This window comes from Pseudomonas sp. SORT22 (assembly GCF_018417635.1).
Lineage (GTDB): Bacteria > Pseudomonadota > Gammaproteobacteria > Pseudomonadales > Pseudomonadaceae > Aquipseudomonas.
Genome location: NZ_CP071007.1, coordinates 875,187 through 899,981, shown reverse-complemented (window position 1 = coordinate 899,981; position 24,795 = coordinate 875,187). Strand labels below are relative to the sequence as shown.

25 protein-coding genes are annotated in these 24,795 nt (G+C 64.2%); 11 read left to right on the top strand and 14 right to left on the bottom strand.

All coding sequences use genetic code 11. The features are described from left to right. Positions 1-47: 47 nt before the first annotated feature. Positions 48-617, bottom strand: a complete 570-nt coding sequence (locus JYG36_RS04290) for a GNAT family N-acetyltransferase (RefSeq protein ID WP_093379253.1) — start codon at positions 615-617, stop codon at positions 48-50. Positions 618-759: 142 nt separating this feature from the next. On the opposite strand from JYG36_RS04290, the gene pmrG reads away from it, so the two are divergent. After that, entirely contained in the window at positions 760-1,452 is a 693-nt protein-coding gene (gene pmrG, locus JYG36_RS04285; RefSeq protein ID WP_249744393.1) for a lipopolysaccharide core heptose(II)-phosphate phosphatase PmrG, read from the top strand. 3 nt (positions 1,453-1,455) lie between these two features. Further along, a complete protein-coding gene (locus JYG36_RS04280) occupies positions 1,456-2,304 on the top strand; it encodes a phosphatase PAP2 family protein (RefSeq protein WP_213603192.1) in 849 nt (282 codons plus the stop codon). Here JYG36_RS04280 and JYG36_RS04275 read toward each other — a convergent pair. Then, entirely contained in the window at positions 2,270-2,698 is a 429-nt protein-coding gene (locus JYG36_RS04275; RefSeq protein ID WP_123565145.1) for an EamA family transporter, read from the bottom strand. The two genes, JYG36_RS04280 and JYG36_RS04275, sit on opposite strands and share 35 nt — an antisense overlap. 98 nt (positions 2,699-2,796) lie before the next feature. Here JYG36_RS04275 and JYG36_RS04270 point away from each other — a divergent pair, with 98 nt between their 5' ends. Both JYG36_RS04270 and JYG36_RS04265 read left to right on the top strand, forming a co-directional pair. Further along, complete coding sequence (locus tag JYG36_RS04270; RefSeq protein ID WP_093379240.1) at positions 2,797-3,711, top strand: histone deacetylase family protein; 915 nt, start codon at positions 2,797-2,799, stop codon at positions 3,709-3,711. Positions 3,712-3,860: 149 nt separating this feature from the next. Continuing rightward, positions 3,861-5,096 (top strand): TIGR03862 family flavoprotein, encoded by a 1,236-nt coding sequence (locus JYG36_RS04265; protein WP_213603190.1) that lies wholly within the window; start codon positions 3,861-3,863, stop codon positions 5,094-5,096. Between the two features lie 11 nt (positions 5,097-5,107). Here JYG36_RS04265 and rhlE1 read toward each other — a convergent pair whose 3' ends face one another. The 3 genes from rhlE1 to yedA form a co-directional block, all read right to left on the bottom strand. After that, positions 5,108-6,439 (bottom strand): RNA helicase RhlE1, encoded by a 1,332-nt coding sequence (gene rhlE1, locus JYG36_RS04260; protein ID WP_045200051.1) that lies wholly within the window; start codon positions 6,437-6,439, stop codon positions 5,108-5,110. A 74-nt stretch (positions 6,440-6,513) separates the two neighbouring features. Next, complete coding sequence (locus JYG36_RS04255; RefSeq protein ID WP_213603188.1) at positions 6,514-7,422, bottom strand: hypothetical protein; 909 nt, start codon at positions 7,420-7,422, stop codon at positions 6,514-6,516. A 41-nt stretch (positions 7,423-7,463) separates the two neighbouring features. Further along, positions 7,464-8,396, bottom strand: a complete 933-nt coding sequence (gene yedA / locus JYG36_RS04250; RefSeq protein WP_045199804.1) for a drug/metabolite exporter YedA — start codon at positions 8,394-8,396, stop codon at positions 7,464-7,466. Positions 8,397-8,549: 153 nt separating this feature from the next. On the opposite strand from yedA, the gene JYG36_RS04245 reads away from it, so the two are divergent. Beyond that, entirely contained in the window at positions 8,550-9,008 is a 459-nt protein-coding gene (locus JYG36_RS04245) for an Lrp/AsnC family transcriptional regulator (RefSeq protein WP_045199806.1), read from the top strand. Here the strand turns inward: JYG36_RS04245 and JYG36_RS04240 are convergent. The 3 genes from JYG36_RS04240 to JYG36_RS04230 all read right to left on the bottom strand — a co-directional run bounded on the left by JYG36_RS04240 (position 9,005) and on the right by JYG36_RS04230 (position 10,954). Next, complete coding sequence (locus tag JYG36_RS04240; RefSeq protein WP_045199808.1) at positions 9,005-9,607, bottom strand: 3'-5' exonuclease; 603 nt, start codon at positions 9,605-9,607, stop codon at positions 9,005-9,007. The genes JYG36_RS04245 and JYG36_RS04240 overlap by 4 nt on opposite strands. A gap of 19 nt (positions 9,608-9,626) precedes the next feature. Continuing rightward, complete coding sequence (locus JYG36_RS04235) at positions 9,627-10,106, bottom strand: LabA-like NYN domain-containing protein (RefSeq protein WP_036996945.1); 480 nt, start codon at positions 10,104-10,106, stop codon at positions 9,627-9,629. 101 nt (positions 10,107-10,207) lie between these two features. After that, the gene (locus tag JYG36_RS04230) at positions 10,208-10,954 is read right to left on the bottom strand and encodes a DUF2076 domain-containing protein (protein ID WP_213603186.1); all 747 of its coding nucleotides are present in this window, start codon (positions 10,952-10,954) and stop codon (positions 10,208-10,210) included. A 153-nt stretch (positions 10,955-11,107) separates the two neighbouring features. On the opposite strand from JYG36_RS04230, the gene JYG36_RS04225 reads away from it, so the two are divergent. Together JYG36_RS04225 and JYG36_RS04220 are read left to right on the top strand one after the other, a co-directional pair. Continuing rightward, positions 11,108-11,776, top strand: a complete 669-nt coding sequence (locus tag JYG36_RS04225; protein ID WP_045199812.1) for a DUF7847 domain-containing protein — start codon at positions 11,108-11,110, stop codon at positions 11,774-11,776. Positions 11,777-11,787: 11 nt separating this feature from the next. Then, entirely contained in the window at positions 11,788-12,867 is a 1,080-nt protein-coding gene (locus JYG36_RS04220; protein WP_123565135.1) for an endonuclease/exonuclease/phosphatase family protein, read from the top strand. On the opposite strand, the gene hrpB is transcribed toward JYG36_RS04220, so the two are convergent. Further along, the gene (gene hrpB, locus JYG36_RS04215) at positions 12,868-15,393 is read right to left on the bottom strand and encodes an ATP-dependent helicase HrpB (RefSeq protein WP_213603184.1); all 2,526 of its coding nucleotides are present in this window, start codon (positions 15,391-15,393) and stop codon (positions 12,868-12,870) included. Positions 15,394-15,511: 118 nt separating this feature from the next. On the opposite strand from hrpB, the gene pmcY reads away from it, so the two are divergent. Both pmcY and JYG36_RS04205 read left to right on the top strand, forming a co-directional pair. After that, positions 15,512-15,931 (top strand): periplasmic Zn2+ metallochaperone PmcY, encoded by a 420-nt coding sequence (pmcY, locus tag JYG36_RS04210; protein ID WP_093379221.1) that lies wholly within the window; start codon positions 15,512-15,514, stop codon positions 15,929-15,931. Positions 15,932-15,956: 25 nt separating this feature from the next. After that, positions 15,957-16,829, top strand: coding sequence for a cation diffusion facilitator family transporter (locus JYG36_RS04205; protein WP_213603182.1), 873 nt, complete (start codon positions 15,957-15,959; stop codon positions 16,827-16,829). A 36-nt stretch (positions 16,830-16,865) separates the two neighbouring features. Here the strand turns inward: JYG36_RS04205 and JYG36_RS04200 are convergent, their stop codons facing one another. Then, positions 16,866-17,615: a DUF6515 family protein gene (locus JYG36_RS04200; protein ID WP_093379215.1), complete on the bottom strand. Its 750-nt coding sequence runs from the start codon at positions 17,613-17,615 to the stop codon at positions 16,866-16,868. A 406-nt stretch (positions 17,616-18,021) separates the two neighbouring features. Here JYG36_RS04200 and JYG36_RS04195 point away from each other — a divergent pair, with 406 nt between their 5' ends. Both JYG36_RS04195 and JYG36_RS04190 read left to right on the top strand, forming a co-directional pair. Continuing rightward, positions 18,022-18,498 carry an Lrp/AsnC family transcriptional regulator gene (locus tag JYG36_RS04195; RefSeq protein WP_010222927.1) on the top strand — a complete coding sequence of 159 codons (477 nt, stop codon included), beginning with the start codon at positions 18,022-18,024 and terminating at the stop codon, positions 18,496-18,498. A 55-nt stretch (positions 18,499-18,553) separates the two neighbouring features. Continuing rightward, positions 18,554-18,757, top strand: coding sequence for a DUF2788 domain-containing protein (locus JYG36_RS04190; RefSeq protein WP_010222926.1), 204 nt, complete (start codon positions 18,554-18,556; stop codon positions 18,755-18,757). Here the strand turns inward: JYG36_RS04190 and JYG36_RS04185 are convergent. From JYG36_RS04185 to JYG36_RS04170, 4 genes are all read right to left on the bottom strand, one after another. Further along, positions 18,754-19,383: a pseudouridine synthase gene (locus JYG36_RS04185; protein WP_045199823.1), complete on the bottom strand. Its 630-nt coding sequence runs from the start codon at positions 19,381-19,383 to the stop codon at positions 18,754-18,756. The genes JYG36_RS04190 and JYG36_RS04185 overlap by 4 nt on opposite strands. A gap of 6 nt (positions 19,384-19,389) precedes the next feature. Beyond that, positions 19,390-20,895, bottom strand: coding sequence for an AMP nucleosidase (gene amn / locus JYG36_RS04180; protein ID WP_401292543.1), 1,506 nt, complete (start codon positions 20,893-20,895; stop codon positions 19,390-19,392). 32 nt (positions 20,896-20,927) lie between these two features. After that, the gene (locus JYG36_RS04175) at positions 20,928-22,580 is read right to left on the bottom strand and encodes an acyl-CoA dehydrogenase family protein (RefSeq protein WP_213603180.1); all 1,653 of its coding nucleotides are present in this window, start codon (positions 22,578-22,580) and stop codon (positions 20,928-20,930) included. Positions 22,581-22,663: 83 nt separating this feature from the next. Further along, positions 22,664-24,655: a sensor histidine kinase gene (locus JYG36_RS04170; protein WP_045199830.1), complete on the bottom strand. Its 1,992-nt coding sequence runs from the start codon at positions 24,653-24,655 to the stop codon at positions 22,664-22,666. Positions 24,656-24,795 lie beyond the last annotated feature (140 nt).

The window sequence follows — 24,795 nt, the reverse complement described above, 5'->3', positions numbered from 1 at the left end:
GGCAAATAATACAGGGTTTGTCATTGCCGGCCCGTATGTTGTGCAATTCAGCCGCGCAGGGTGGCCTGCCACTGGGCGCGGTCGATGCGGTACAACACGTGCGCTCGCAAAGGGTCGCCAGGCTCTAGCCTGGGGTGTTCGAAGCTGCCGGCCAGGTCCTGCTGCATGCCGATGGCCTGCATGACTTTTTGCGATGGCAGGTTGCTCTCGGTGGTGAACGACACCACCTGCTCCAGGCCCAGTTGAGCGAAGGCGCAGCGCAGGCTTGTCCAGGCCGCTTCACTGGCAAAACCCAGCCCCCAGTGGCGCCGGGCCAGGCGCCAGCCGATCTCCACCGCCGGGGTAAAATCGGCGGCAAAACTCACGTTGAGCAGGCCGGTCATGCCGATAAAGGCGCCGGTGTCCTTGCGCTCCAGGGCCCACAGGCCAAAGCCGTATTCATTGAAGTGGCCGCGAATCCGGCCGATCAGCGCAGCGCTCTCGACCCGGGTCAAGGGTGCAGGAAAGTAACGCATGACCTGCGGGTCGGCGCACATCGCGGCGAACTCCCTGAGGTCGTCATCCTGCCATTGGCGCAACAGCAACCGTGCGCTTTCCAGTTGCAATATCGGGGTCATGCTCGGCTCCTTATCCACAGCCTGCTGTTTATAGCGTAGGTAACAACCTCAGCTCCAAGCTATTTTTCACATCCCTTTCACTGGTTCTGAACCTGACCTTTTCTACAGTGCGTTCACTCTTGAACCTGCCTGAAGTGGTCCTATGTCATCTTCCCACCTGACGCCTGCGCTTACCGCCAGCACTGCCACCCAGCGACGACGCGGCGCTCGCTGGCGCCAACCGCTGACCGGGCTGGGCCTCCTGCTCGCCCTGGTCATCCTTGCACTGTGGTGGACATCGAGGACACCGATCGTGGACCTGGGCAGCGACAATCAGATGCACAACAGTGGTGTTTACAGCGAATGGGCCAAGGGCGCGGTCATCGTCCTGATCCGCCATGCCGAACGTTGCGACCGTTCGCACAACCGCTGCCTGGGCGACCCCAGCGGCATTACCCTCGAGGGTAGCCAGGCGGCCAGCGACGTCGGTAACGGCATCCAGCGCCTGGGCCTGAACAACGCTCAGGTGCTGAGCAGCCCGGAGGTGCGCACCCAGCAAACTGCGCACTTCATGTTCGGCAAGGCGATCGCCAGCGAGGACTGGCTCAAGCAATGCGACAAGGGTTTTGCCGATGCCGCCTTCAAGCACAAGCGCGCCGACCATAACCTGGTGCTGGTCACCCACAGTGGTTGCATCGATCATCTTGAGCGGCAGTTGAATGTGCCCGGTGGTGAACGCTCCAGCGCCTATGCCAGTGCCTTGTTCGTGTCCATGGGCAGCAACGGCAAGGCGCGGATTCTCGGGCAGATGAACGCCAATGAATGGCGCAAACTTGTCGCCAGCGCAGGAATGTAAAGCATGCCGGGCCCCTCTCGCCGCGACTTCTATCTGACCAACCTGGGTTTGCCGCTGCTGCTGGCTGCCGTGGTTTTTTTGCTGTTCGACCTCACCAGCCTCGACCGGCTGATCAGCAACCTGCTGCTCGACCCGGCCAGCGGCCAGTTCCCGCTGCTGCACAACCAATGGTTCGAGAAAGCGACCCACAAGTGGCCGCGCATCTTGCCGAACTGGACCGGCGAGCTGGCAGTCATCGGCTCGCTGTTGTCGTTTATCTGGCCACGCTTTGCCGCTTATCCACAGTCCACTGCCAGCCGCATGTTGAACACCTGGCGTATCGCTGCGGTGCTGCGCTTGACCACCCGCTACCGACGCGACTTGCTGTTCGTGGTGGTGGCCTTCGCCCTGAGCACCACGGTCATCCATTACCTGAAAAGCCACACCAGCGTGTACTGCCCGGTGGAGACCACCCTGTACGGTGGCAGCGAGCTGCGCCAGGAATGGTTCGAGAACTTCAGCTGGCTGGACAAGGCCGGTGCCGGGCGTTGCTGGCCGGGTGGCCACGCCTCCAGCGGCTTTACCTTGCTGGCGCTGTACTTCGTTGCCCGACGCCATCGCTGGGCGCATGCGCGCAAACTGCTGGTGGCGGTGTTGTTGCTCGGGCTGGTGTTTGGCACCACGCGCGTGCTGCAGGGCTGGCACTATATGTCGCACACCTTCTGGGCAGGGATCTTCGTCTGGCTGACGACCTGGCTGACAGCACTGTTCTTTTACGGCCGGCTGGCATTACAGGCTCCCGCGCGGGTGGCGACCAGGGCACGCACGCAGGCATTGATCAACGCCACGCCAGCATCACTACGCCCAGAGTGACCAGGCTGATGCCGGCCCACTGGCGCAAGTCAAGCCGCTCGCCCAACAGGGTTACGCCAAGTACCGCCACCAGCACCACGCTAAGTTTATCCACAGGCGCCACCTGTGACGCCTGGCCCAACTGCAGGGCTCGGAAGTAACAGATCCACGAGGCGCCGGTGGCCAGCCCCGACAACACCAGAAACAGATAGCTGCGGGCCGGGATCGAACTCAGCGACTGGTACTGGCCGGTGGCATACAGAATCAGCGCCAGGCTGATCAGCACCACCACCGTACGCAGCAAGGTGGCGAAGTCGGAGTTGATGCCGCTGATGCCGACCTTGGCGAAGATCGCGGTCAACGCGGCGAACACGGCGGATAACACCGCCCAGAAAGTCCATGAAGCCAACACCATAAGTACGCCTGTGCAAGGGATTGCTACTCATTGTAGAAGCTGGCGTAACGGCCTTGGTAACTGGCAAGATCAGCTTCTGTCTCGCTCAAGACCCTGCCATGCCGCTGCCGCTGATCTACCACGACGACTACAGCCCGGAGTTTCCCGCCGAGCACCGCTTTCCGATGGACAAGTTCCGCCTGTTGCGCGACCACCTGGTCGCCAGCGGCCTGACTACCGACGCGGCGTTGCTACGCCCCGAGGTTTGCCCCAACGACATCCTCGCCCTGGCCCATGACCGCACCTATATCGAGCGCTACATGAACGGCGAGCTGTCGCGCGAAGACCAGCGCCGCCTTGGCTTGCCCTGGAGCGAAGCCCTGGCGCGGCGTACCGTGCGCGCGGTCGGCGGCTCGCTGCTGGCAGCCGAGCAGGCGCTGGAGCATGGCATCGCCTGTCACCTGGCCGGTGGCACCCATCACGCCCATTACGATCACCCGGCCGGCTTTTGCATCTTCAATGACCTGGCGGTGATCAGCCATTACCTGCTCGCCGCCGGGCGGGTGCACAAGGTGCTGATCTTCGATTGCGACGTGCACCAGGGCGACGGTACCGCGCGCATCCTCCATGACACCCCGGACGCGATCACCGTATCGCTGCATTGCGAGCAGAACTTCCCCGCGCGCAAGGCCGAAAGCGACTGGGACATCCCTCTACCGCGCGGCATGGGCGACCAGGCGTACCTGAAGGTGGTCGATGACGCGCTCAACTACCTGTTGCCGCTGTACCGCCCGGACCTGGTGCTGTACGACGCCGGGGTCGATGTGCACAAGGACGACGCCCTGGGTTATCTGCAACTGACCGATGAAGGCGTCGCCGCCCGTGACCAAAGCGTGCTGCGCCACTGCCTGGGCCGGGACATTCCGGTGGTTGGGGTGATTGGCGGTGGCTACAGCAAGGACCGCGAGGCCCTCGCCCGCCGCCACGGCATACTGCACCACAGCGCCAGCCGTGTGCTGGGTTACTCACAATGACTGTGGAACCGCCTGTGGATAACCTGCGGGAAAGCCCCTCAAGGCCTTTAACCACAGGGCCTTGAGGCCGCTGTACGTTTTTTGATCAGTGATTCCGGGCGCCGCGCTAAGGTAGAATGCCGGCTCTTTTTTCCAGCTTGCAGCCGACCATGACCGACACTTGCACCACCGACCGCCCACACGTTGCCATTATCGGAGGCGGGCCGGCCGGGTTGATGGCCGCCGAAGTGCTGAGCCAGGCCGGGGTCGCCGTCGAGCTGTACGACGCCATGCCCTCGGTGGGGCGCAAGTTTCTCCTGGCCGGGGTCGGTGGCATGAACATCACCCACTCCGAGCCTTACCCGGCATTCATCGCCCGTTATGCCGAGCGCACGCAAGACGTTGCCCGCCTGCTCGAAGGCTTCGATGCCGATGTGCTGCGCCAGTGGATTCACGACCTGGGCATCGAAACCTTCGTCGGCAGTTCCGGCCGGGTGTTCCCCCGCGACATGAAAGCCGCGCCACTTTTGCGCGCCTGGCTCAAGCGCCTGCGCGATGCCGGGGTCGTTATCCACACCCGCCATCGCTGGTTGGGCTGGAATGCCGATGGCAGTTTGCGAATCGCTTATCCACAGGGCGAGCTGGCGCTCAAGCCGACCGCCACCGTGCTGGCGCTGGGCGGCGGCAGCTGGGCACGCCTGGGCTCCGATGCGGCCTGGCTGCCCTGGCTGCAAGCGCAAGGCGTGCAGATCGCGCCATTGCAGGCGGCCAACAGCGGCTTCGAGGTCGAGGGCTGGAGCGCGCTGCTCAAGGACAAGTTTGCCGGCGCGCCGCTGAAGAACATCGCCCTGAGCCTTGCCGGCCAGGCGCCGCGCCTGGGCGAATGCGTGCTCACTGCCCAAGGCCTGGAGGGCAGCCTGGTGTACGCCTGGTCGGCGCAGATCCGCGAAGCGATCAACCGCGATGGCAGCGCCAGGGTGCTGGTCGACCTGCTGCCCAACCGGCCTGTGGATAAAATCCAGCAGGCCCTGGCCAAGCCGCGGGGTTCGCGCTCAATGGCCAAGCACCTGCACAGTCAACTGGGGCTGGACGGGGTCAAGGCGGCGTTGTTGCGAGAGCAGACCGATCAACCGACCTTTGCTGACCCGGCCTTGCTGGCGCGGGCGATCAAGGCCTTGCCGATCACCCTGGTGCGCCCTCGCCCGCTGGACGAAGCGATCAGCAGTGCCGGCGGAGTAACCTTCGAAGCACTGGATCAGCGCTTGATGCTCAAGCAGCTGCCCGGCGTGTTCTGTGCCGGTGAAATGCTCGACTGGGAAGCGCCAACCGGCGGCTATCTGCTGACTGCCTGTTTTGCCAGTGGGCGCAAGGCCGGGTTGGGGCTGCTGGAGTGGCTTAATGGCTGAATAATCGCGGGTCAAGGCTTGCGCTTGCGCGGCCCGGTATTGAAGGCCGGCACCTTGCGTACCGGCTTGGCCTGCGGCGCTGCCGCTGGCGCTTCAGCGCTGTCCATCCAGCGCCCGAGGCTGCGCTTGCTGCTGCTTTCCTTGGGCTTCTTCGGCTTTTTCGGCTTCTTCAGCACCTGGCCGCTGGCATCGGTCATCGGCACCTTGTGGTCCGGAATGAAATCCGGCTCTTCGTGGCGTGGCAAGGTCTTGCGGGTCAGGGTTTCAATCGCCGACAGCAGCTGCACTTCGTCGGCGCACACCAGCGAAATCGCCTCACCGCTATTGCCTTTGCGCCCGGTACGACCGATGCGGTGAATATAGTCCTCGGCGACGATCGGCAGGTCGAAGTTGACCACCAGCGGCAGGTCGTCGATATCCAGCCCGCGCGCCGCCACATCGGTGGCGACCAGGATCTGGATCTCGCGGGCCTTGAAGCTGTCCAGGGCACGCTGGCGGGTTGCCTGGGGCTTGTCGCCATGAATGCCGTCGGCATTGACGCCCTGGCCACGCAGGCGCTCGACCAACTGGTCAACGCCATTGCGGGTCTTGGCGAACACCAGCACCTGCTTCCAGCGCTGCTTGCGCATCAGGTGGCTGAACAGCTCCGGCTTGCGCTTCTTGTCCACCGGCACGATCCACTGTTTGACCGTACTGGCGGTGACATTGCGCGGGCTGACTTCGATGCTCAGCGGGTCATTGAGGGTCTGCGCGGCCAGTTGGCGGATCTCGTCAGAGAACGTCGCTGAGAACAGCAGGGTTTGCCGGCGTGCCGGCAGGGCGGCGTACACCGCGCGCAGCTCTTCGGCAAAACCCAGGTCGAGCATGCGGTCGGCTTCATCGAGCACCAGCGCCTGCAACTGGTTGAACTTGACTGCGTTCTGGCGGAACAGGTCGAGCAGCCGGCCCGGGGTGGCCACCAGCAGGTCGATGCCCTTGCGCAGCTTCATCATCTGCGGGTTGATGCTGACCCCGCCGTACACCGCATAGGTGCTCAGCGGCAGGTGCTCGGCGTACTCACGAATGTTGGCGTGAACCTGTTCGGCCAGTTCACGGGTCGGCACCAGCACCAGGGCGCGCACCGAGTTGCTGGCGACCTTGGCCCCTTCCAGGGTCAGGCGTTGCAGCAGCGGCAGGGCAAAACCTGCGGTCTTGCCGGTGCCGGTCTGGGCGGCGGCCATCAGGTCGCGGCCGGCCAGTACGGCAGGAATGGCCTGGGCCTGGACCGGTGTCGGGGTGTTGTAGTCCAGGCGCTCGAGCGCGCGCAGCAAGGGTTCGATCAGGCCGAGTTTGGCGAAAGTCATGGCAATACCGTCAGGGGAATTCAGCAATGGCGGCAGTTTACCTTGTTCAGGCCCGGCGCGTGCCGCCATCGCTATCAGCCTTGCGGTGCAAAGCGTACCTTGAGCAGGCGATCGAGCCCTTCACCCAGGTAGAACGAAAACGGCCTGCCGCTCTGGTAGGCAATCGCACGACATGCCGCGAATGCTTCGGGATCGCTGCGGATGAAAAACAGGTAAGGCTGATCCCTGACAGTGCCAATTTTGCCGAACTCGAACACCAACCGGTCGATAGTCTCCGGGCGCTGGATCCGCACCCGCATATCGCCCATTTCCAGGCGCTCAAGCAATCGCTGCTCATCGAACGACAATTGCGCCGGCGCCCGCAGTTGTAAACCGCTGGGCATGCGCAGTTTCATCTCGCCACGCAGATCGGCGCCACTGACATCGAACTCGGTCACCTCGAAGGGCAAGGCGCCATTCAGCCTGGCGCTAGCCTCGCAGATCATATCGGCCTGCGGCTTTTGCGCAGTCGCCTGCTCGTTGCGCCGCAGTTGCACATCGATTTGCGAAGGAAAGCTGAAGTGCAGCGCCAGCGACATCTCGCCAAGCGCGACGACTTCAGCGGGCGCCGGGCCAAAATCGTAAACACCCAGGCCCACCTGACGCGCCTGACGCATGTCGACCAGCAGCCGGCCAGTGGGCCGAACCTCTTCCCGCGCAGGCTCGAATGACTCGAACAGCGCCCGCAGTTGCTGACGCTGCCCGGCGTCCAGGGCATCCTTGGCAAAACGCACCTGCAACGCTTGCCGGTTGCCGGGCTCAAGACGCAGTTCGAGCTTGCCCGCCGGGATCGGCCAGGGGGCCATGGCTTGGCGCACGGCCTGCAAATAGGCGGCCTCGATTTCGAAACTGTTTTCCAGAGAGATGGGTTCCTGGAAATACAGGGTCATGAAGGTTTGCTTACCGTCGTACAGCATGACCACGCCCATTACGAGCAAGGCCACACAAGCAAAAATCTTCACTGCCTTCCTGGCAAAACGTCCTTTCATTTACACAGTTCACCTTCCACTTCGCCAACAGTTTTGGCTTTTTCCACTGCCGGCCGGCGCCACTGCGGCACACCGATCAGCACAACGGCGCCAATGATAACCGCCATTGCCACGCATTCCTCGAAACCAATTTGCTCGCCGGCAAAAACGATCCCCAGCAACACCGCCACCGCCGGGTTGACGTAGGCATAACTGGTGGCTGCGGCCGGGCGCACATGCTTGAGCAGGTACATGTAGGCGCTGAAGGCCAGGATCGAACCGAAGAACACCAGATAGGCCAGCGCCCCCCAGCCAGCGGCGGTAGGCATCTGGGTCATGCGTTCGCCACTCAGGGCGCTGCCGAGCAGCAAGACCACGCCACCGACAAGCATTTCTGCGGCGCTGGCCATCGGCCCGGCGGGCAGCGGCAGGCTTTTGCTCCAGACCGAACCGAAGGCCCAGGAGGCGGCGGCAAACAGGATCAGCGCAGCGCCGACCGGGCTGGCCTGCAGGTTGGAGCCGAGGTTGAGCAAGGCGATGCCGACCAGGCCGAGGACAATCCCGGCCCATTCCAGACGGGTGTTGCGATGGCCCCAGAGCAGGCCGAACATCAAGGTGAACAGCGGCACTGTGGCCACCGCCAGCGCTGCCACGCCTGAAGCTACACCGGCATGTTCAGCCAGGGTTACGCCGCCGTTGCCGCAACTGAGCAGCAATACGCCGATGACACTCGCCGCCCGCCATTGCGGCCAGGTCGGCGCCGGCACGCCGCGCCAGCGCAAAAAGCCGTAGAGCAAGGAGCCGGCAATGACGAAACGCACCCCGGCCATCAGCAACGGCGGCCAGGATTCGACGCCGATGCGAATCACCAGGTAAGTCGAGCCCCAGACCAGGTACAAGGCGAGAAAGGCACCGATCAAGACTAACGGGAAGCGACGGGAGGCAGGCATGGGGGGCTCGAATTATGGGTGTCGGGCAGTTAGTTTAGAAAGGCAGCGCAGTAAACATAAGTTACAAAACCTGTTTAAACGAACCGTACACTTTTGAAACAACGGATCTTTTGGCCTTGCGCCTTGGAATCAACAACCCGCCCCTGGAAACCCATGGACAAATACGATCGCATGCTCCTCAGCGCCCTGCTGGACAACGGCCGCGCCTCCTTCGCCGAGCTCGCGCGCAAGGTCAATCTCTCCGCTCCGGCGGTGGCCGAGCGGGTGGCCAAGCTTGAGGCCAGCGGGGTGATTACCGGCTACCAGGCCAAGGTCGACCTGGAGAAGATCGGCCTGCCGATCCAGTGCGTGATCGAACTGCGCCTGGCCAGCCATGGCAACCAGCAAACCTACGAAGAACTCACGCAGATTCCGCAACTGACCGAGTGCCACCGGGTGACCGGCGACCCCTGCGTGATCATGCAAGCGGCAGTGGGTTCGATGCCGGAACTCGAAGAGCTGATCAACCGGGTCGCCCGGTTCGGCTTCAGCAAGACCTCGATCATTCTCTCCAGCGCCGTGGAACGGCGCTTGCCGCTGGGCCACCTGGAACACAACGGCAAGAAGGCCTAGCGATAGGTTTTCAGCGCTTCGCCGATCTTCGCCGCGGGGACTTTCTGCAGGCTGCAGAACAATTGGTGGGAAACGCCGTTGACGCCCTGCTGGCGCAATTGTCCGGCCAGGTGCTGGGCGAGGTTGGCGGCCATTTCGGCATCGGCCATGGCCCGGTGCGCGGTGCCGGTGTCAGGCAGGCCGGCCCAGCGGGTCAGGGTGCCCAGCTTGTGGTTTGGCGCCGAGGGCATCAGGCGCCGCGCCAGCAACATCGAGCAGGCGAAACGCTGACTACGGCTACGGCCGATCTGCGCCAGCTCGTAGTCCCAGAACTTCTGGTCGAACGAGGCGTTGTGGGCGAGCATCGGCGTATCGCCAACGAACTCGGCTACTTCGTTCATCACCCGGGCAATTGGCGGCGCGCTGCGCAGCATGGCGGTGGTGATACCGGTCAGGCCGGCGACAAACGCCGGTACCGGTACCCCGGCATTCATCAGGCTTTGGTAGCGCTCGACGATGCGCCCGCGTTCCAGCATGACCACCGCCACTTCGGTGGCGCGGCAACCGGCGCCGGGTGAAATGCCAGTGGTTTCAAAGTCGATGACAGCGATACGTTCCAAAACGACAACCTCAAAAATCTTAATGCTTGAGCAGCAGGCTGCCCTCGATGGGCACATATCGGCTAGCAGCGCGAATCAGTGAGTTGGCGGTCAGCCCCGGCACGCCATAGGCAACGGCCTGAATGCCGTGACGGCTGATGACCCGTTCCAGCAGCAGGTCGAAATCGCCGTCGCCGGAGGCCAGCACCACCTCATCGACCCGCGCGGCGGCATCGATCACATCGAGGGTGATGCCCACGTCCCAGTCGCCCTTGGCCGAGCCGTCGCTGCGCTGGATGTAGGGTTTGAGTTTGACCGTGAAACCGAGGTTGCGCAGGATCTGTTGAAACTGCTGCTGCTTGCTGTCGCCGCGGTCGATGGCGTAAGCCACCGCCTCGACGATCTGCCCGTGCTGGCTGATATCGGCCCACAGCGCCGCGTAGTTGAAGTGGCAACCGTAGGCCTGGCGCACGGTGTAGTAGAGGTTTTGCACATCGGCGAATACCGCGATCTTCTTCACCGCTTTTCCTCATGGCGCCACGGCGCTGTTGCCGGCCGCCGCACACCGGGGCCGTTTCGGCGCCCAGTATGCCAGCCCGCGGGCCATGCGGGTAAGCGCGGTCAGACGAAGCTGTCGTCGTCGCCGCCGAAGAAGCCGCCATCATCGCTGCCGTAGTCGGTGTCGATGAAGCCGCCCTGGTCGTTGCCATAGCCGCCGTTGTCGGCGGTCAGGCGCTGCTCGTCGTTGCTGCCCCAGCCGCCGCTATCGCTGGCGGGTGCTGGTTCTTCCTTGATCACTTCGACCACCTCTTCAGGCTGCGAGTGATGGTTGAACAGGCTGCTGATGCCCTGGGCCAGCATCACCCCGCCGGCCACGCCTGCAGCAGTTTGCAGCGCGCCACCAAGGAAGCTGCTGGCACCGCCGCGGGCCGGGGCCTGGGCGGGAGCTGCGTTGAAGCCCTGCTGCTGGGCCGGCGGGTTGAACGAGGGGCGCGACGGTTCGCGCCAGCCGCCACCACTGGCAGGAGCGCTGGCCGCCGCCTGGTTTTGCACCGGCTGCGGGTCGCGGGTGCCGCTGCCGAAGATGCTCGACAGGAAGCCGCCACTGCTGCTCGGTGCGGTAGCGGCTACCTGGGCCTTGGCCTGTTTGAGCTCGGCCTGCAGTTGCTTGTTCTGTTCATCCAGGCGCTTGAGCGCCGCTTCCTGCACCAGGATCGCCTGGGCCATGTAGTAAGGCGCCGCCGGTTGCTGCTGCAGGTGCTCGCCAATGCGCGCCTGGGCCTGGGCATCACGCGGCACGGCCGGATCTTCGGCCTGCTTGAGCCGACCGAACAGGCCGTCGATCAGGGTTTGTTCTTCACTGTTCATGGGCAACCTCACTGCAAAAGCGGAAAAACGGGTACCGGTAAAATGGGGTGCCGAGGCGCCAGATTCAACACAAGCCGGGATTAAACTTTCTTCAGGTTGGCCAGCGCCTGGGCTAAAGTGACGCCCTGCTTTTATTCAATGCGATATCGACCGATGAATCCGCTTAGTGTTCTGCGCGACTCCCTGTATTTCTTCCGCCGTCACCTGCTGAGCATTGCCCAGTTGTGCCTGCCGCTGGTGGTGCTCGAAGCCCTGTGCGCCCAATTGCTGTACCAGCAACTGGGCAAGGACGCCTCGCCAGGCTACGGCATGCTGGTCAGCCTGCTGTTCTACCCGCTGTACAGCGCCGCGCTGATCCTCTACCTCGACAGCCGCAGCAACGGCTACGCCCCGCTCAAGCGCAACCTGCTGGCCATGGCCTTGCGCCTGTGGCCGTCGTTTGCGCTGATGGTGATGCTCAGCTCGTTGCTGATCATGGCCGGCGCCGCGCTGTTCATCATTCCCGGCATCTGGGTGATGATCCACCTGGTGTTTGCCGAATACGCCCTGGTATTGCGCGGCCAGCCACCGATCGAAGCCATGCGTACCAGTTTCCAGATGACCACCGGCAACTTCTGGCGCATCTTCAGTTGCGTCCTCGGCGTAATGGCAGTGCTGTGGCTGATCGACGGCCTGAGCATGATGCTGGTGCCCGAGCCGTCGCCGCTGGCGCAACTGGCTCTGGATAGCGGCAACGGCTTTTTGCAGCTGTTCAGCACCGTAGTGATGTTCCGCCTGTACATGCTGGTCAGCGAACCGGCGACAGAGCCACCGCTGTCCTGACTGGTTAGCCGATGACCCGACTACTGCGCAACGCCCTGCTGACCCTGCTTGTTGTGATCGCCCTGCTGTGGCTGCTGGCCAGCCAGCTGAGCTGGCAACCTGAACCGCGCGAGAGCCTGGCGGTCAGTTGCCGGGCCAGCACGGCGGCGCTGGTACCCGGCCAGGTGCTCAAGGTGATGACCTGGAACGTGCAGTACCTGGCCGGCAAGCGCTACGTATTCTGGTACGACCAGGGCCGCGGCGACGATACCCGCCCTACCCCTGAAGACCTCGCCTTCAACCTTGATGAAGTGGCGCGGGTAATCCGCGCCGAGCAGCCGGACATCGTCCTGCTCCAGGAACTGGACAACAACGCCAAGGCCAGCGGCTACCAAGACCAACTGGCACTGCTGCGCGAACGGCTGGTGGATATTTACCCCTGCGCGGTGCAGGCCTACGACTGGAAAGCCGATTTCGTCCCCGACTGGCACATCTTCGGCAGTGTCGGCCGCAGCCTGGCGACCCTGAGCCGCTACCCGATCAAGCAGGCCGAGCGCCTGCAATTGCCGGTCGACGCCAGCAATGCCTGGCAGCGCTTGCTGCAACCGCAGCAGGCGATTGTTGCCAGCTACCTGCCGCTGCGCGATGGCGGTCAGCTGGCGGTGCTCAACACCCGCCTGGCGACCTTCGAAGCCGGCAGCGATATCCAGCGCCAGCAGGTGCAACAGGTGACGCGCCTGCTCGACAAGCTGGAAAGCCAAGGCACGCCGTGGTTGATCGGCGGCGACTTCAACCTGCTGCCGCTCGGCCAGTACCGCCGCCTGCCGGCCGAACTGCGCGGCCAGTACGGTGCCGACAGCGACCTGCATCTGCTCTGGGACAAATACCCGATGATCCCCAGCAACGCCGAAGCCAGCGGCGCCGACCGCGCGGCCTGGCTGACCCACTACCCCAACGACCGCAACCTGCAAGGCCCGGACCGCACCCTCGACTACCTGTTCCACAGCCCCAAACTGCAGCGTCTGGGGGCACAGGTAATTCAGCAGGACACCCTGGAGATTTCCGATCACCTGCCAGTGACGGCGCGCCTGCTGTTGCCGGCGCAGCCGTGACTACTTGCGCGGCTTGGCCCGCGCCGTGGCTTCGGCCACCAACGGGTCATCCGGCCAGTAGTGCTTGGGGTAGCGCCCTTTGAGGTCTTTCTTCACTTCGGCATAGGTACTGCGCCAGAAGTTGGCCAGGTCCTGAGTCACCTGTACCGGCCTGCGCGCGGGCGACAGCAAATGCAGCAGGACTTGCTGACGGCCCTGGGCGATGCGCGGAGTTTCGGCCAGGCCGAACAGTTCCTGCAGACGCACGGCGAGAATCGGCGGGGTTTCGCTGTAGTCCAGGCGAATGTTCGAACCCGAGGGCACACTCAGGTGCACCGGCGCCTGCTCATCCAGGCGCTGGGGCAGCGGCCAGGGCAGCAGGTTGCGCAAGATCGACGCGAGGTCGAGCTGGGCAAAATGGCTCAGGCGGGTGACCTTGCCCAGGTAGGGTTGCAACCACTCGGACAGGTTCGCCAGCAGCGCGGCATCACCCAGGTCCGGCCACTCGCTTTCACCACGGCTTGCCAGGTCGAGCTGGCGCAACAGCGCCACCCGCGCCTGCCACTGGCGCAGCTCGGGCGTCCACGACAGCAACTCCAGACCCTTGCGCCGCACCAGTTCCAGCAGTGCCTTGGCGCGGGCGTCTTCATCCAGGCCGGTCAAAGGCTCGCGGCTGAGCACCAGCTCGCCGACCTTGCGCTGACGCTCGGCACGCAAAACGTTCTCGCGTTCGTCCCAGTCGAGGATATCCAGGCTGCGCACCTGTTCGGCCAGCACCCCATCGAACAGCGCCGGGTCGAAATCGGCGGCCAGGTAAATGCGCTCCTCGCGCTGGCCCTGACGGCTGCCCAGATCGGCGATCACCAGCCACGAATGTTTCATCAAGGCATCGGCTTCGCCAAACAACGCAGCGCGACCGTTGGCCAGGCGATATTCCGCACCGCCGGCACGCCGCTGCTGCGCAACGCGGTCGGGATAAGCCAGTGCCAGCAGGGCGCCGAGCCAGCGCGAATGCTCGGGGTCGGCGACGGCTGCAGTGGCTTTGCCGCGCAGGTAACCGCGGTACTGACGGGCCAGTTGCCGGGCGCGCTGCACACCGCCCTGCGCGCCTTTGGCCGCGCGGGTTTCGCCGCTGAGCAGGGCCAGGCGGCTATGCAGGTCGGCACCGCCGCCGCGCAGAATGTCGCGCTCACCGAGCAAGGCGGCGACATCGCAGGCCATGTCGGCCAGGCCCAGGTCCTGGCCGCGCAACAGCAGGTGGGCGATGCGCGGATGCGCCGGCAGTTCGGCCATGGCCTGGCCGTGGGCGCTGAGGCTGTCCGGGCTGTCGGCCTTGAATGCGCCCAGGCGCTGCAACAGCTCCAGCGCCTGGCCATAGGCGGCCGCAGGCGGTTGGTCGAGCCAGCGCAGTTGTTCGGGGGTAACGCCCCAGCGCGACAGTTGCAGGGCCAATCCAGCCAGGTCAGCCTGGAGAATTTCGGCCGCGCCATAGGCCGCCAGTTGCTCGTGCTGGGCTTCGGACCACAAGCGATAACACACGCCGGGCTCCAGGCGCCCAGCGCGGCCAGCACGCTGGGTGGCGCTGGCGCGGGAGATGCGCTGGGTGTCCAGGCGGGTCATGCCGCTGCCAGGATCAAAGCGCGGCACCCGCGCCAGGCCCGCATCGACCACCACGCGCACACCGTCGATGGTCAGGCTGGTCTCGGCGATGTTGGTCGCCAGCACCACTTTGCGCAGGCCGGCGGCTGGCGTGTCGATGGCGGCGCGCTGGGCATTGAGATCGAGCTCGCCATGCAGCGGGCACAGGAGGATATCGCGGCGCTCGCCCAGGGCCTCCTGCAGTGACTGATGCACGCGGCGAATCTCCGCCTGCCCCGGCAGGAACACCAGCACGCTGCCCGACTCGTCGCTGATGGCCTGCAGCACCGTATCGACCACCCGCGGCTCGATGAACTCGCCTGCCTGGAACGGCCGGCTCCAGCAAATATCCACCGGGTACATGCGCCCTTCGCTGCTGACCACCGGAGCATCGTCGAGCAGGCTCGACAGGCGCTCGCCCTCAAGGGTCGCCGACATCAGCAGGATTTTCAGCGGCGGGTCGTCACGCAACAATTCGCGACCATTGAGGCTCAGGGCCAGGGCCAGGTCAGCATCGAGGCTGCGCTCGTGGAATTCGTCGAAGATCAGCAGGCCCACTCCGTCCAGCGCCGGATCGGCCTGCAGGCGGCGGGTGAGAATCCCTTCGGTGACCACCTCGATGCGCGTGTTCGGCCCGACCTTGCTGTCCAGGCGAATGCGGTAACCGACCGTTTGCCCGACCTGCTCACCCAGCTCGCTGGCCAGCCGTTCGGCCGCCGCCCGCGCCGCCAGGCGCCGAGGTTCGAGCATGAGGATGCGCTGCCCGGCCAGCCACGGCTCATCGAGCAGCGCCAGCGGTACGCGGGTGGTCTTGCCGGCGCCGGGGGGCGCTTCGAGCACTGCCTCGTGGCGCTGGCTCAAGGCGGCGCGCAAGGCTGGCAGTACGGCATCGATCGGTAATGATTTCATGGTGGCCCTCAAACAATCCGCCGAGTATAACGGCGAACCGAGCCTGCCTTATCATGGTCTTAGCTGTAGATACAGGCTCTTTGCCTGTATCTTTGTCGCCTTCATTCCGGAGACTTCCATGCGTATTCCCTCCCGTGTCATTGGCGGCGTCGTGATCGCCACCCTGCTGAGCCAACTGACCGCCTGCGGCACCCTGTTCTTCCCCGACCGGCGCGGCCAGATCGAAGGCAAGATCGACCCGGTGGTCGCTGCCCTCGACGCCATCGGCATTCTTTTCTATGTGATCCCGGGCCTGATCGCTTTCGGCATCGACTTCGCCACCGGCGCCATCTACCTGCCCGGCGGCACCACCGCCCAGGTCGCGCCTGAAAAACTCAATGAAGCCATCAGCGCCGACGGCAAGGTCGACAACAGCAAGCTGCAGGCTATTCTCGAAAGCGAACTGGGCCAGCGCCTGCCGCTCAACGACCCGCGCCTGATCCAGCACAAGGGCAGTGTCGAGCAACTGGCCATGTACGGCCTCAAGCCCGCTGCTTGAACTCTGACAGGAAGCCACTTTAGGCATGACTCCCTCGGCTGAACACCAACGCCTGCTGCGCCTGGCCACCCGCGCATCGCTGGCGGTGGCCAGTATCCTGATCCTGACCAAGGCGCTGGCCTGGTGGCTCAGCGGTTCGGTCAGCCTGCTGGCCGGGTTGACCGACTCGGCCCTCGATGGCGTCGCCTCGTTCCTCAACCTGCTGGCGGTGCACTACGCCCTGCGCCCGGCCGATGACGACCACCGTTACGGCCACGGCAAGGCCGAAGCCATGGCCGGCATGGCCCAGGCGCTGTTCATCGGCGTCAGCGCGGTGTTGATCGGCGTGCAGGCGGTTGAGCGGCTGCAGAATCCGCAGCCTCTGGGTGACACCGGCATCGGCATTGCGGTGATGCTGTTGTCGCTGGTGCTGACCATTGCCTTGCTGATGCTGCAGGGCAAGGTGATCCGCATCACCGGCTCGACCGCGGTGCGCGCCGACTCACTGCATTACCGCTCTGACCTGCTGCTCAACGGCAGCATCCTCGTTGCCCTGGTGCTGGCGCGCTTTGGCTGGCCACAGCTGGATGCAATCTTCGGCCTGGGCATTGCCCTGTACATCCTCTGGAGCGCCCTGCAGATTGCCCGCGAGAGCAGCTCGATCCTGATGGATCAGGAGCTGCCCGGCGACATCAGCGATCAGATGCTGGCGCTGGCCTGCAGTGTGCCGGGGGTGCGCGGCGCCCACGACTTGCGTACGCGGGTGTCGGGTAGCCACTGGTTCGTGCAGCTGCACCTGGAGTTGCCCGGGGACCTGCCGCTGACCCAGGCCCACGCCTTGTGTGACCAGGCAGCGGCGGCGATCAACAGCAAGTACCCCAAGGCTGAAGTGCTGGTGCATGCGGATCCGGTGCTGTGAGGCCTTGCCAGCGATGGGCTGCGCAGCAGCCCTGGGTCAATTGACGCTATAACCTCGCCCGCTCAAACAAGCACCCTGCGCCCGCCGATAGTTATCGGCCACCTGCGCCGACGGCGCGTAGCTGGCCGCAGCCGGGTCAAAACCGGTCTGCTGCACCGCCCAGCGATGGCATTCGTAGCGGTCGCGATCAAGCTGCTGCGGGCTCTGGCCCTGCGCGGGATAAGCAATCACGTCATAACCTGGGCCGCTTCGGGCCGGCGTACTGGCCGCCGGCGGGTTGACCACCACATACTCGCGGCTGTCTTCCAGGTACTGGTAATACGTCCCTGCCGCCAGAAAGAACAGCGCACTGCCTATCCACACTTGCTGGGCATAGTCGGGCAGGTAGTTGACCCGCACGCCATAGGGCGGAGTCACCACTACATAGCGCGGGCCTTGCGGGCGATACCAGTAACCGCCGGAATAGAAGTAGTCATGCCCGCGATAGGGTACTTTCCAGTACTGCTCGGGGAAGTGTTCGATGGTTTGCCCCGGGCGGTATTGCGGCCCCGGCCCCCAGCCATTGCCGTGGCCATTCCCATGCCCGCCGCCACCGGCGTGGTAATAGCGGTTGTCGTTGCGCCGCGGGATATCCTGGTAATAGCCGGTGCGTGGCTCCTGGGTCTGGCGCACTTCATCGGGCCGCGACTGCAGGGGTGAAGCTCCCTGCCCCTCAGCCAGCAGCGGCAGATTGACACTCATGCACAGCACACCCACACCCGCCATACGCCAGACACGCGACTTCATACTTTCCTCTCGGACCGATAACAAGGGGCCTGTGATTACTCTATCAGGCCGTCTGCCAGGGGTTATCGGCCGCCAGATGAAATTTGAGTAATAAAAAAGGGAGACCCTGGGGTCTCCCTTTGAGAATTTTGTCCGTGCTCGGCGCTTGTGACACCGGCTCACCTCACGCCGTCTTGTGGACAGTGTGTAGCCCGGGGGCCGAGCACAACCTGGTGGGGTTGCTGGCCGCAGCTGGCCTGATTCGGCCCGCCGCACTGGACTGATGTCCGGGCAGTGATTCTGGTGATAAGAATACGGCGATGGCAGCGGCAGAGGATTGCGAAGATTGCTCATTTAAATATCACTTGCGCAATTTTTGCCTACAGATTGATAATTCGACGCAATCGAAACAGAAAAGGCCAATCCCATGAGCAAGCTCGACCGTTATGACCTGAGCATTCTTGCCGAATTGCAGCGCGACGCGCGTATCTCCAACCAGGAACTGGCCGAACGCATCGGCCTGTCACCTTCGCCCTGCTCGCGTCGGGTCAAGCAACTGGAAGACGACGGTTATATTGCCCGCCAGGTCGCCCTGCTCGACCGCAAGAAGCTCGGCCTGAGCCTGACCGCCTATGTGCTGATCGGCATGGACCGGCACACTCCCGAGCGTTTCGAGACCTTCGAGGCGGCGATCCGCAGCCTGCCGCAGGTGCTCGAATGCAGCCTGGTGACCGGGATGGATGCCGACTACCAACTGAAAGTCGTGGTGCCCGACATGGACCATTACCAGCAGTTGCTGCTCGGCCACCTGACCCGTATCGAAGGCGTGACCAGCGTGCGCTCCAGCTTTGTTCTCAACCAGGTACTGGCCAGCACCGAACTGCCGCTCACGCACCTGCGTTAGTCAGGCTGGCAACGGCGGCGTATAATCGCGCGCCTCAACCTGCCGGAGAGTATCGATGGATCCTGCGTTGTTCGAAGAATGGATGATGACCATCCTGGTCACCATCCTGATTGGTTTCATGGGTTTTATCGTCTGGGACCTGGCGAAAAAATCCAAGGCCGGCAAGTTCGGCACCTTCATCCTGTTTTTCGTGCTGGGCCTGGGCATCCTCGCCTTCATCATCAAAAGCGTGGTGATCGGCTTTATCGAAGGCGTCTAAAGCCTGGCCGGTACTTCCCGCCACTGGCCCTGATCGAGGCCATCCAGGCTCCAGTCGCCGATCCGCACGCGCACCAGGCGCAGGGTCGGCAAGCCGACGGCAGCGGTCATGCGCCGCACCTGACGGTTGCGCCCTTCCTTGATGACCAGCTCCAGCCAGCTTGTCGGTACGCTTTTGCGAAAGCGTACCGGCGGGTTGCGTGGCCACAGTTCGGGCTCGTCGAGCTGACGGGCCTGGGCCGGCAAAGTCGGGCCGTCGTTGAGCTCGACGCCATCGCGCAAACGCTGCAGTTGCTCCTCGCTCGGCTCCCCTTCTACCTGTACCCAATAGGTTTTCGCCAGCTTGTGCCTGGGGTCGGCGATCCGCGCCTGCAACTGGCCGTCGTTGGTCAACAGCAGCAGGCCCTCGCTGTCACGGTCCAGCCGCCCAGCCGGGTAGATGCCGGGGATGGCGATGAAGTCCTTGAGGGTCGCGCGCCCTTCGCCGTCGCTGAACTGGGTCAGCACGTCAAAGGGCTTGTTGAACAGGATCAACCGCGGCTCGGCCGGCGGCGCCTTGGCGTGGCGACGCGGGCCGGCGGGTTTGGCCGCGGGGCGCCGCGGCTTGGAGCGTGGGGGTAACGACATGGGGCCTCAGCGGAACGGCGGCTCGTCAAAACTGCGCAGTTTACGCGAGTGCAGTGAGTTGAGCTCGGTACGCAGCAGGTCGAGGGCAGCGATGCCGATCTTCAAGTGCTGGCTGACCGCCCGGTTGTAGAAGGCGTTGGCAGCCCCCGGCAGTTTGATCTCGCTGTGCAGCGGCTTGTCGGAAACGCACAGCAAAGTGCCGTAGGGTACCCGCAGACGATAGCCCTGGGCGGCGATGGTGCCGCTCTCCATGTCTACCGCCACCGCCCGCGACAGGTTGATCAACGGCCGCTCCTGCGCCCAGCGCAACTCCCAGTTACGGTCGTCGTAGGTCAGCACGGTGCCGGTGCGCAGGCGCTTTTTCAGCTCGTCGCCACGCTCGCCGGTCACTTGCGCCGCCGCTTCCTGCAAGGCCAGTTGCACTTCGGCCAGGGCCGGAATCGGAATGTTCGGCGGCACTACCCGGTCGAGAATCCCGTCGCGGCGCATGTAGGCGTGGGCCAGCACGTAGTCGCCGATGGTCTGCGATTGGCGCAGGCCGCCACAGTGGCCGATCATCAGCCAGCAATGCGGGCGCAGTACCGCCAGGTGGTCGGTGATGTTCTTGGCGTTGGACGGGCCGACGCCGATGTTGACCAGGGTGATGCCGTCGCCATCGGCGGCGATCAGGTGGTAGGCCGGCATCTGGTAGCGGTGCCACACCACTCCGGCAACCAGGGCCTGCGCTTCGCCGTTGTCCATGGCCTTTTCGATGATTACGTTGCCGGGCAGGACCATGCGCACGAAGCGCGGGTCGTCACGCAACCGCTCGAGGCCGTGGCTGATGAACTGGTCGACATAGCGGTGGTAGTTGGTCAGCAGGATCCACGGCTGCACATGGCGCCAGTCGCTGCCGGTGTAATGCACCAGGCGGCGCAGGGAAAAATCCACCCGCGCGGCGTCGAACAGCGCCAGCGGCAGCGGGTCGACGTTGGCCCAGTCGTACAGGCCGTCAGCGATGCCATCGGTGGCGGCAGAAAGATCGGTGCTGGGGAACACCCGCGCCAGCGCCGCAGCCGTAATGCCCGTACCGGCCAGCTCATCGCCCTGCTCGACCACATAGGGGTACGGAATGTTCTGCTGACTGACGCCCACTTCAACCGTGACGGTGAAGTCGCGCATCAGCGGCTTCAATTGCTCCAGCAGGTAAGCCCGGAACGCCGCCGGCTGGGTCACGGTCACGCTGTAGGTGCCCGGCAACTGGACCTTGGCATAGGCGCGGGTGATCGCCGGCACTTCGCCATGGTACTGGTAGGTCAGGCGCAGCTCGGGGTAGCGGAACAGTGCGCGCTCCTCGGCATCCGGCTCGGTACGGTCCTTGAGGTAGCGCTTGAGCGCCTGGCTCAGGGCCGCGGTGGCTTGTTCGTGCAGGGCGGCGAGGCGATCGACGGCCTGCTCGGCGGTTGCTACGACAACGAAGGCTTCATCAGTACGGCTCACAATGTACTTCCTGTCTGACATGCATACGCCCATCTTGCCTATATCCGGCGGCAAAGGCACGCACGTTAGAGCGGCCAGTTCGGGGTCGAGCGTTGCACCAGCGCGGCGACGTCGACGCCACGGGGCAGTACGCCATACACCCGGCCATTGCCGCCCAGGCGGCTGGCAATAAAGGCATCGCTGACCGCGGCGTTACCGGCTTCGAGCAGCAGCTTGGCCTGCAGGCCGACGGCGATGTCTTCGGTGAGCTGGCGGGCGCGGTACTGGATGTCCGCGGTGTCGGCAAAGGCCGCCTTGAGGTTACCGATATGTGCGGCCAGGCGCGGGTCGCCGTGGCCATCACCGAGCTCGGCGAACAACGTGTCGAGCACACCTGGCTCCTTGGACAGTGCCCGCAACACGTCCAGACACTGGACATTGCCCGAACCTTCCCAGGTCGAGTTGACCGGCGCTTCGCGGTACAGCCGCGGCAGGATGCTATCTTCGACATAACCGGCGCCGCCCATGCATTCGGCCGCTTCGTTGATCATTGCCGGCGCACGCTTGCAGATCCAGTACTTGCCCACGGCGGTAATCAAGCGGGCAAAACGCGTCTGGTGCGGATCATCCGGCTGGTCGAGGGCGCGGCCCATGCGCAGGCTCAGGGCCAGCGCCGCTTCGCTTTCCAGGGCCAGATCGGCCAACACGTTCTGCATCAATGGCTGCTCGGCCAGCAAGCGCCCGCCGACCTGGCGATGGGCACAATGATGGGCAGCCTGGGTCAGGGCCTGACGCATCAGGGCGCTGGAGCCGACCATGCAGTCGAAGCGGGTCATGGCCACCATCTCGATGATGGTCGGCACGCCGCGGCCTTCTTCGCCGATCATCCAGGCCAGGGCGCCACGGAACTCGACCTCGCTGGAGGCGTTGGAGCAGTTGCCGAGCTTGTTCTTCAGGCGCTGGATATAGAACTGGTTGCGGCTGTCATCCGGGCGGTGGCGCGGCAGCAGGAAGCAGCTCAAGCCCTTGTCAGTCTGCGCCAGGGTCAGGAAGGCATCACACATCGGCGCCGAACAGAACCATTTATGCCCGACCAGCTCATAGGCCTGTCCCGGGCCGGGTGCTCCCACCGGATAGGCGCGGGTGGTGTTGGCACGCACATCGGTGCCGCCCTGCTTCTCGGTCATGGCCATGCCCAGGGTCACGCCGGCCTTGTGGCGATCGCCGAGGTTGCGCGGGTCGTATTCGGTGGCCAGCACTTTCGGCAGCCAGTACTCGGCCAGCTCAGGTTGCAGCTTGAGCGCCGGCACCGCGGCAAAGGTCATGGTCAGCGGGCAACCACTACCGGCTTCGGCCTGGCTGTGCAGGTAGGTCATCGAGGCGCGGGCGACATGCGCGCCTTCACGCGGGTCGGTCCACGGCAAGGACGGCAGGCCATGCTCGATGGCCGTGCGCATCAGTTCATGATAGGCCGGATGGAACTCCACCAGGTCGATGCGATGGCCATAACGGTCATGGCTGCTGAACTGCGGCTTGTTCTGGTTGGCCAGAAAGCCTGCGGCCATCAGCGGCCCGCCGGCCAGGGCACCGTACGCGTCGATGCGCTCCTGCGCCCAACCCGCCCCGTAGCGCCGCGACCATTCCTGCAGTGGCAGGTCGATGCGGTACAGGTTGGCCCCGTCCAGGGACGGTGGCTGGTTGGTGACCTCATGGGTTTCAGCGTACTGGTGCAGGTTCATCGAGGGGCCTCCTGGATCCTGGCGTGACTGAATTTTCAGTGAATCACGCCCTGCCCCCCTGTCAAAGTGACAAAAACGCCTAACTAGCCGTGGTTTAACCCTGGCCGAGGCATGCCCAACTGCGCCTGGGGCGGGCTCAAGGGCACGCTCAGGTTCAGCTCGAAACGGCTGCCCAGGCCCGGGTTGGATTCGTGCTGCAGGCGTGCACCGATCAACTCGACCAGCTGCCGGCAAATCGCCAGGCCAATGCCCAAGCCGCCGTATTCACGGGTCATCGAACCGTCGACCTGGAAGAAGCGCTGGTACAGCGTGGCTTCGTCCAGGCAGTCAAAACCGATGCCGCTGTCGCTGACACTGATGCTCAGGCCCAACAGGTCCGGCCCCAGCCGTGTGCCGCGGGCCTGCAACATGACTCCACCCTGGTGGGTGAATTTGATGCCGTTGTCCATCAGGTAACCCAGGCACATGGCCAGCTTGTGTCGATCGCCGATCAGTACGTCAGGCAGCTCCGCCGGGATATCCAGGCTCAGGTACAAGCCCTTGGCCATGGCCGGCGCGGCGTATTCGGCACGCACTTCCTGCAGCAGCGAGCGCAGGCTGAACGGTGCATTTTGCGCGCTGAGGCGGCCGGCCTGCAGTTCGGTGAGGATGAGGATGTCATCGACCATGCCCATCATGTCCTGGGCCGCGGAGCTTGCGGTGTGCTGGTACTGGGCCAGCTCGCCGTCCAGCGACATGGTCTGCATCAGTTCCAGCGAACCGATCACACCGTTCATCGGCGTGCGCAGTTCGTGGGTGACGGTAGCCAGGAACTGGTCCTTGAGACGGTTGCTGTTGGCCAGCTCGATGTTCAGCTGTTCCAGGGTACGGCCGGTTTCGCGCAGGGTCCGGGCCTGCTCGTCGCGCATGCTGTTGATGCGGTCGGCCAGGGCCAGGGACAACAGGCCGACCTCCAGCGCCGAACCGATCTGGCTGGCATACATGGTCAGGAACACGTTCGGCAGGTAACCCAGCACCATCAGGGTGTTGACCAGGCCGCCGAGCAAGAATGCCGACCAGGCGATGATGAAGTAGCGGGCCACGCGCAAACCACGGCGCCAGGCGAAAATCCCGGCGGCGAAAATGCACACGGTAAACAGCAGGGCCAAGGCGGTGGCCAGGCGCAGGGCAACACCGTAGCTGCTGGTCAGCGACAACAGCATGACCAGCGCGCCGCAGCCCATCAGCACCTTGAGCACTGCATCGAAGACACGGCTGTGATTGCTCAATTGCAGGAAACTGCGGGCAAACTGGCAACCGAACAAACCTGCCGCGCCGATGAACATCGGCGTGGCGGCGTTCGCCCACCAGGGACTGTCCGGCCAGAAATACGCCACGCCAGCGCCGTTGACCGACACCTGGTACAGGCCGAACGAGGCGATGTAGAGGATGTAATACAGGTAACTGGTGTCGCGTACGCTCAGGTAGATGAACAGGTTGTACACCAGCATCCCCAGCAATACGCCGTAGATCAGGCCCAACACGTACAAGCGGGTGGGCTGTGCTTCGAGGTAAGCCTGGGCCGACCACAGGGTCAGCGGCGCTTGCACCGAACCTTCGCTGTGCAGGCGCAAATAAGCGGTGGTGGTCTGGCCGGGGGTGAACGGTAATTCGAACAGGTAGTTGTTCTGTTTGATCTGCCGGCTGGCATAGGGCAAGGCGTCGCCGGTGCGCTGGGCCAGGTGGAAGGTGCCGCTGGCGTCGGCCAGGTAGAGTTCCAGGTGATCGAGCGGCGGGTAGGCCAGTTCCAGCAACCAGGCGCGGGGCGCAGCCGAGGGCAAGGCGGTGTAGCGCAGCTGGACTTTCAGCCAGAACACCGAGGTGGAGTAACCGGCGTTGAGGACCTCGGCCCGGTGCGGGCGAAAATGCTCGGCGAACGAGGGCGCACTGACCTGCGCAATGCTGGCATTGCCATCGCGGTCTTCGAACACTTGCATCACTTGCCCCAGCGGCAAGCTGCGGGTGGAGTCGTCGAAATCGACCGCCGGGGCCAGTAACGGCAACCAGCCCAGCACAACAATCAGCAAATAGCGCATACAGCCCCAGCATGGCCTGTCCCGGTCGCGTCGCGTAGCCTCCTGTCCGTTTGAGGCGATGCAATCCGGCAGTAACCGTTATCGGTTTATTCGAGCACTCTAGCATAGCTTTCCGAGCCTGCCAGATGCCACTGAAAACT

Excerpts from the sequence above, each read along its gene's own strand:
- JYG36_RS04225 (WP_045199812.1), top strand. The coding sequence starts at position 11,108 with ATGAATCCGCTTAGTGTTCTGCGCGACTCCCTGTATTTCTTCCGCCGT.
- amn (WP_401292543.1), bottom strand. The coding sequence starts at position 20,895 with ATGGGCGTATGCATGTCAGACAGGAAGTACATTGTGAGCCGTACTGAT.
- JYG36_RS04280 (WP_213603192.1), top strand. The coding sequence starts at position 1,456 with ATGCCGGGCCCCTCTCGCCGCGACTTCTATCTGACCAACCTGGGTTTG.
- hrpB (WP_213603184.1), bottom strand. The coding sequence starts at position 15,393 with ATGAAATCATTACCGATCGATGCCGTACTGCCAGCCTTGCGCGCCGCC.
- JYG36_RS04195 (WP_010222927.1), top strand. The coding sequence starts at position 18,022 with ATGAGCAAGCTCGACCGTTATGACCTGAGCATTCTTGCCGAATTGCAG.
- pmrG (WP_249744393.1), top strand. The coding sequence starts at position 760 with ATGTCATCTTCCCACCTGACGCCTGCGCTTACCGCCAGCACTGCCACC.
- JYG36_RS04265 (WP_213603190.1), top strand. The coding sequence starts at position 3,861 with ATGACCGACACTTGCACCACCGACCGCCCACACGTTGCCATTATCGGA.
- JYG36_RS04190 (WP_010222926.1), top strand. The coding sequence starts at position 18,554 with ATGGATCCTGCGTTGTTCGAAGAATGGATGATGACCATCCTGGTCACC.
- yedA (WP_045199804.1), bottom strand. The coding sequence starts at position 8,396 with ATGCCTGCCTCCCGTCGCTTCCCGTTAGTCTTGATCGGTGCCTTTCTC.
- pmcY (WP_093379221.1), top strand. The coding sequence starts at position 15,512 with ATGCGTATTCCCTCCCGTGTCATTGGCGGCGTCGTGATCGCCACCCTG.
- JYG36_RS04270 (WP_093379240.1), top strand. The coding sequence starts at position 2,797 with ATGCCGCTGCCGCTGATCTACCACGACGACTACAGCCCGGAGTTTCCC.
- JYG36_RS04245 (WP_045199806.1), top strand. The coding sequence starts at position 8,550 with ATGGACAAATACGATCGCATGCTCCTCAGCGCCCTGCTGGACAACGGC.
- JYG36_RS04205 (WP_213603182.1), top strand. The coding sequence starts at position 15,957 with ATGACTCCCTCGGCTGAACACCAACGCCTGCTGCGCCTGGCCACCCGC.
- JYG36_RS04275 (WP_123565145.1), bottom strand. The coding sequence starts at position 2,698 with ATGGTGTTGGCTTCATGGACTTTCTGGGCGGTGTTATCCGCCGTGTTC.
- JYG36_RS04230 (WP_213603186.1), bottom strand. The coding sequence starts at position 10,954 with ATGAACAGTGAAGAACAAACCCTGATCGACGGCCTGTTCGGTCGGCTC.
- JYG36_RS04290 (WP_093379253.1), bottom strand. The coding sequence starts at position 617 with ATGACCCCGATATTGCAACTGGAAAGCGCACGGTTGCTGTTGCGCCAA.
- JYG36_RS04170 (WP_045199830.1), bottom strand. The coding sequence starts at position 24,655 with ATGCGCTATTTGCTGATTGTTGTGCTGGGCTGGTTGCCGTTACTGGCC.
- JYG36_RS04220 (WP_123565135.1), top strand. The coding sequence starts at position 11,788 with ATGACCCGACTACTGCGCAACGCCCTGCTGACCCTGCTTGTTGTGATC.
- JYG36_RS04175 (WP_213603180.1), bottom strand. The coding sequence starts at position 22,580 with ATGAACCTGCACCAGTACGCTGAAACCCATGAGGTCACCAACCAGCCA.
- JYG36_RS04185 (WP_045199823.1), bottom strand. The coding sequence starts at position 19,383 with ATGTCGTTACCCCCACGCTCCAAGCCGCGGCGCCCCGCGGCCAAACCC.
- rhlE1 (WP_045200051.1), bottom strand. The coding sequence starts at position 6,439 with ATGACTTTCGCCAAACTCGGCCTGATCGAACCCTTGCTGCGCGCGCTC.
- JYG36_RS04200 (WP_093379215.1), bottom strand. The coding sequence starts at position 17,615 with ATGAAGTCGCGTGTCTGGCGTATGGCGGGTGTGGGTGTGCTGTGCATG.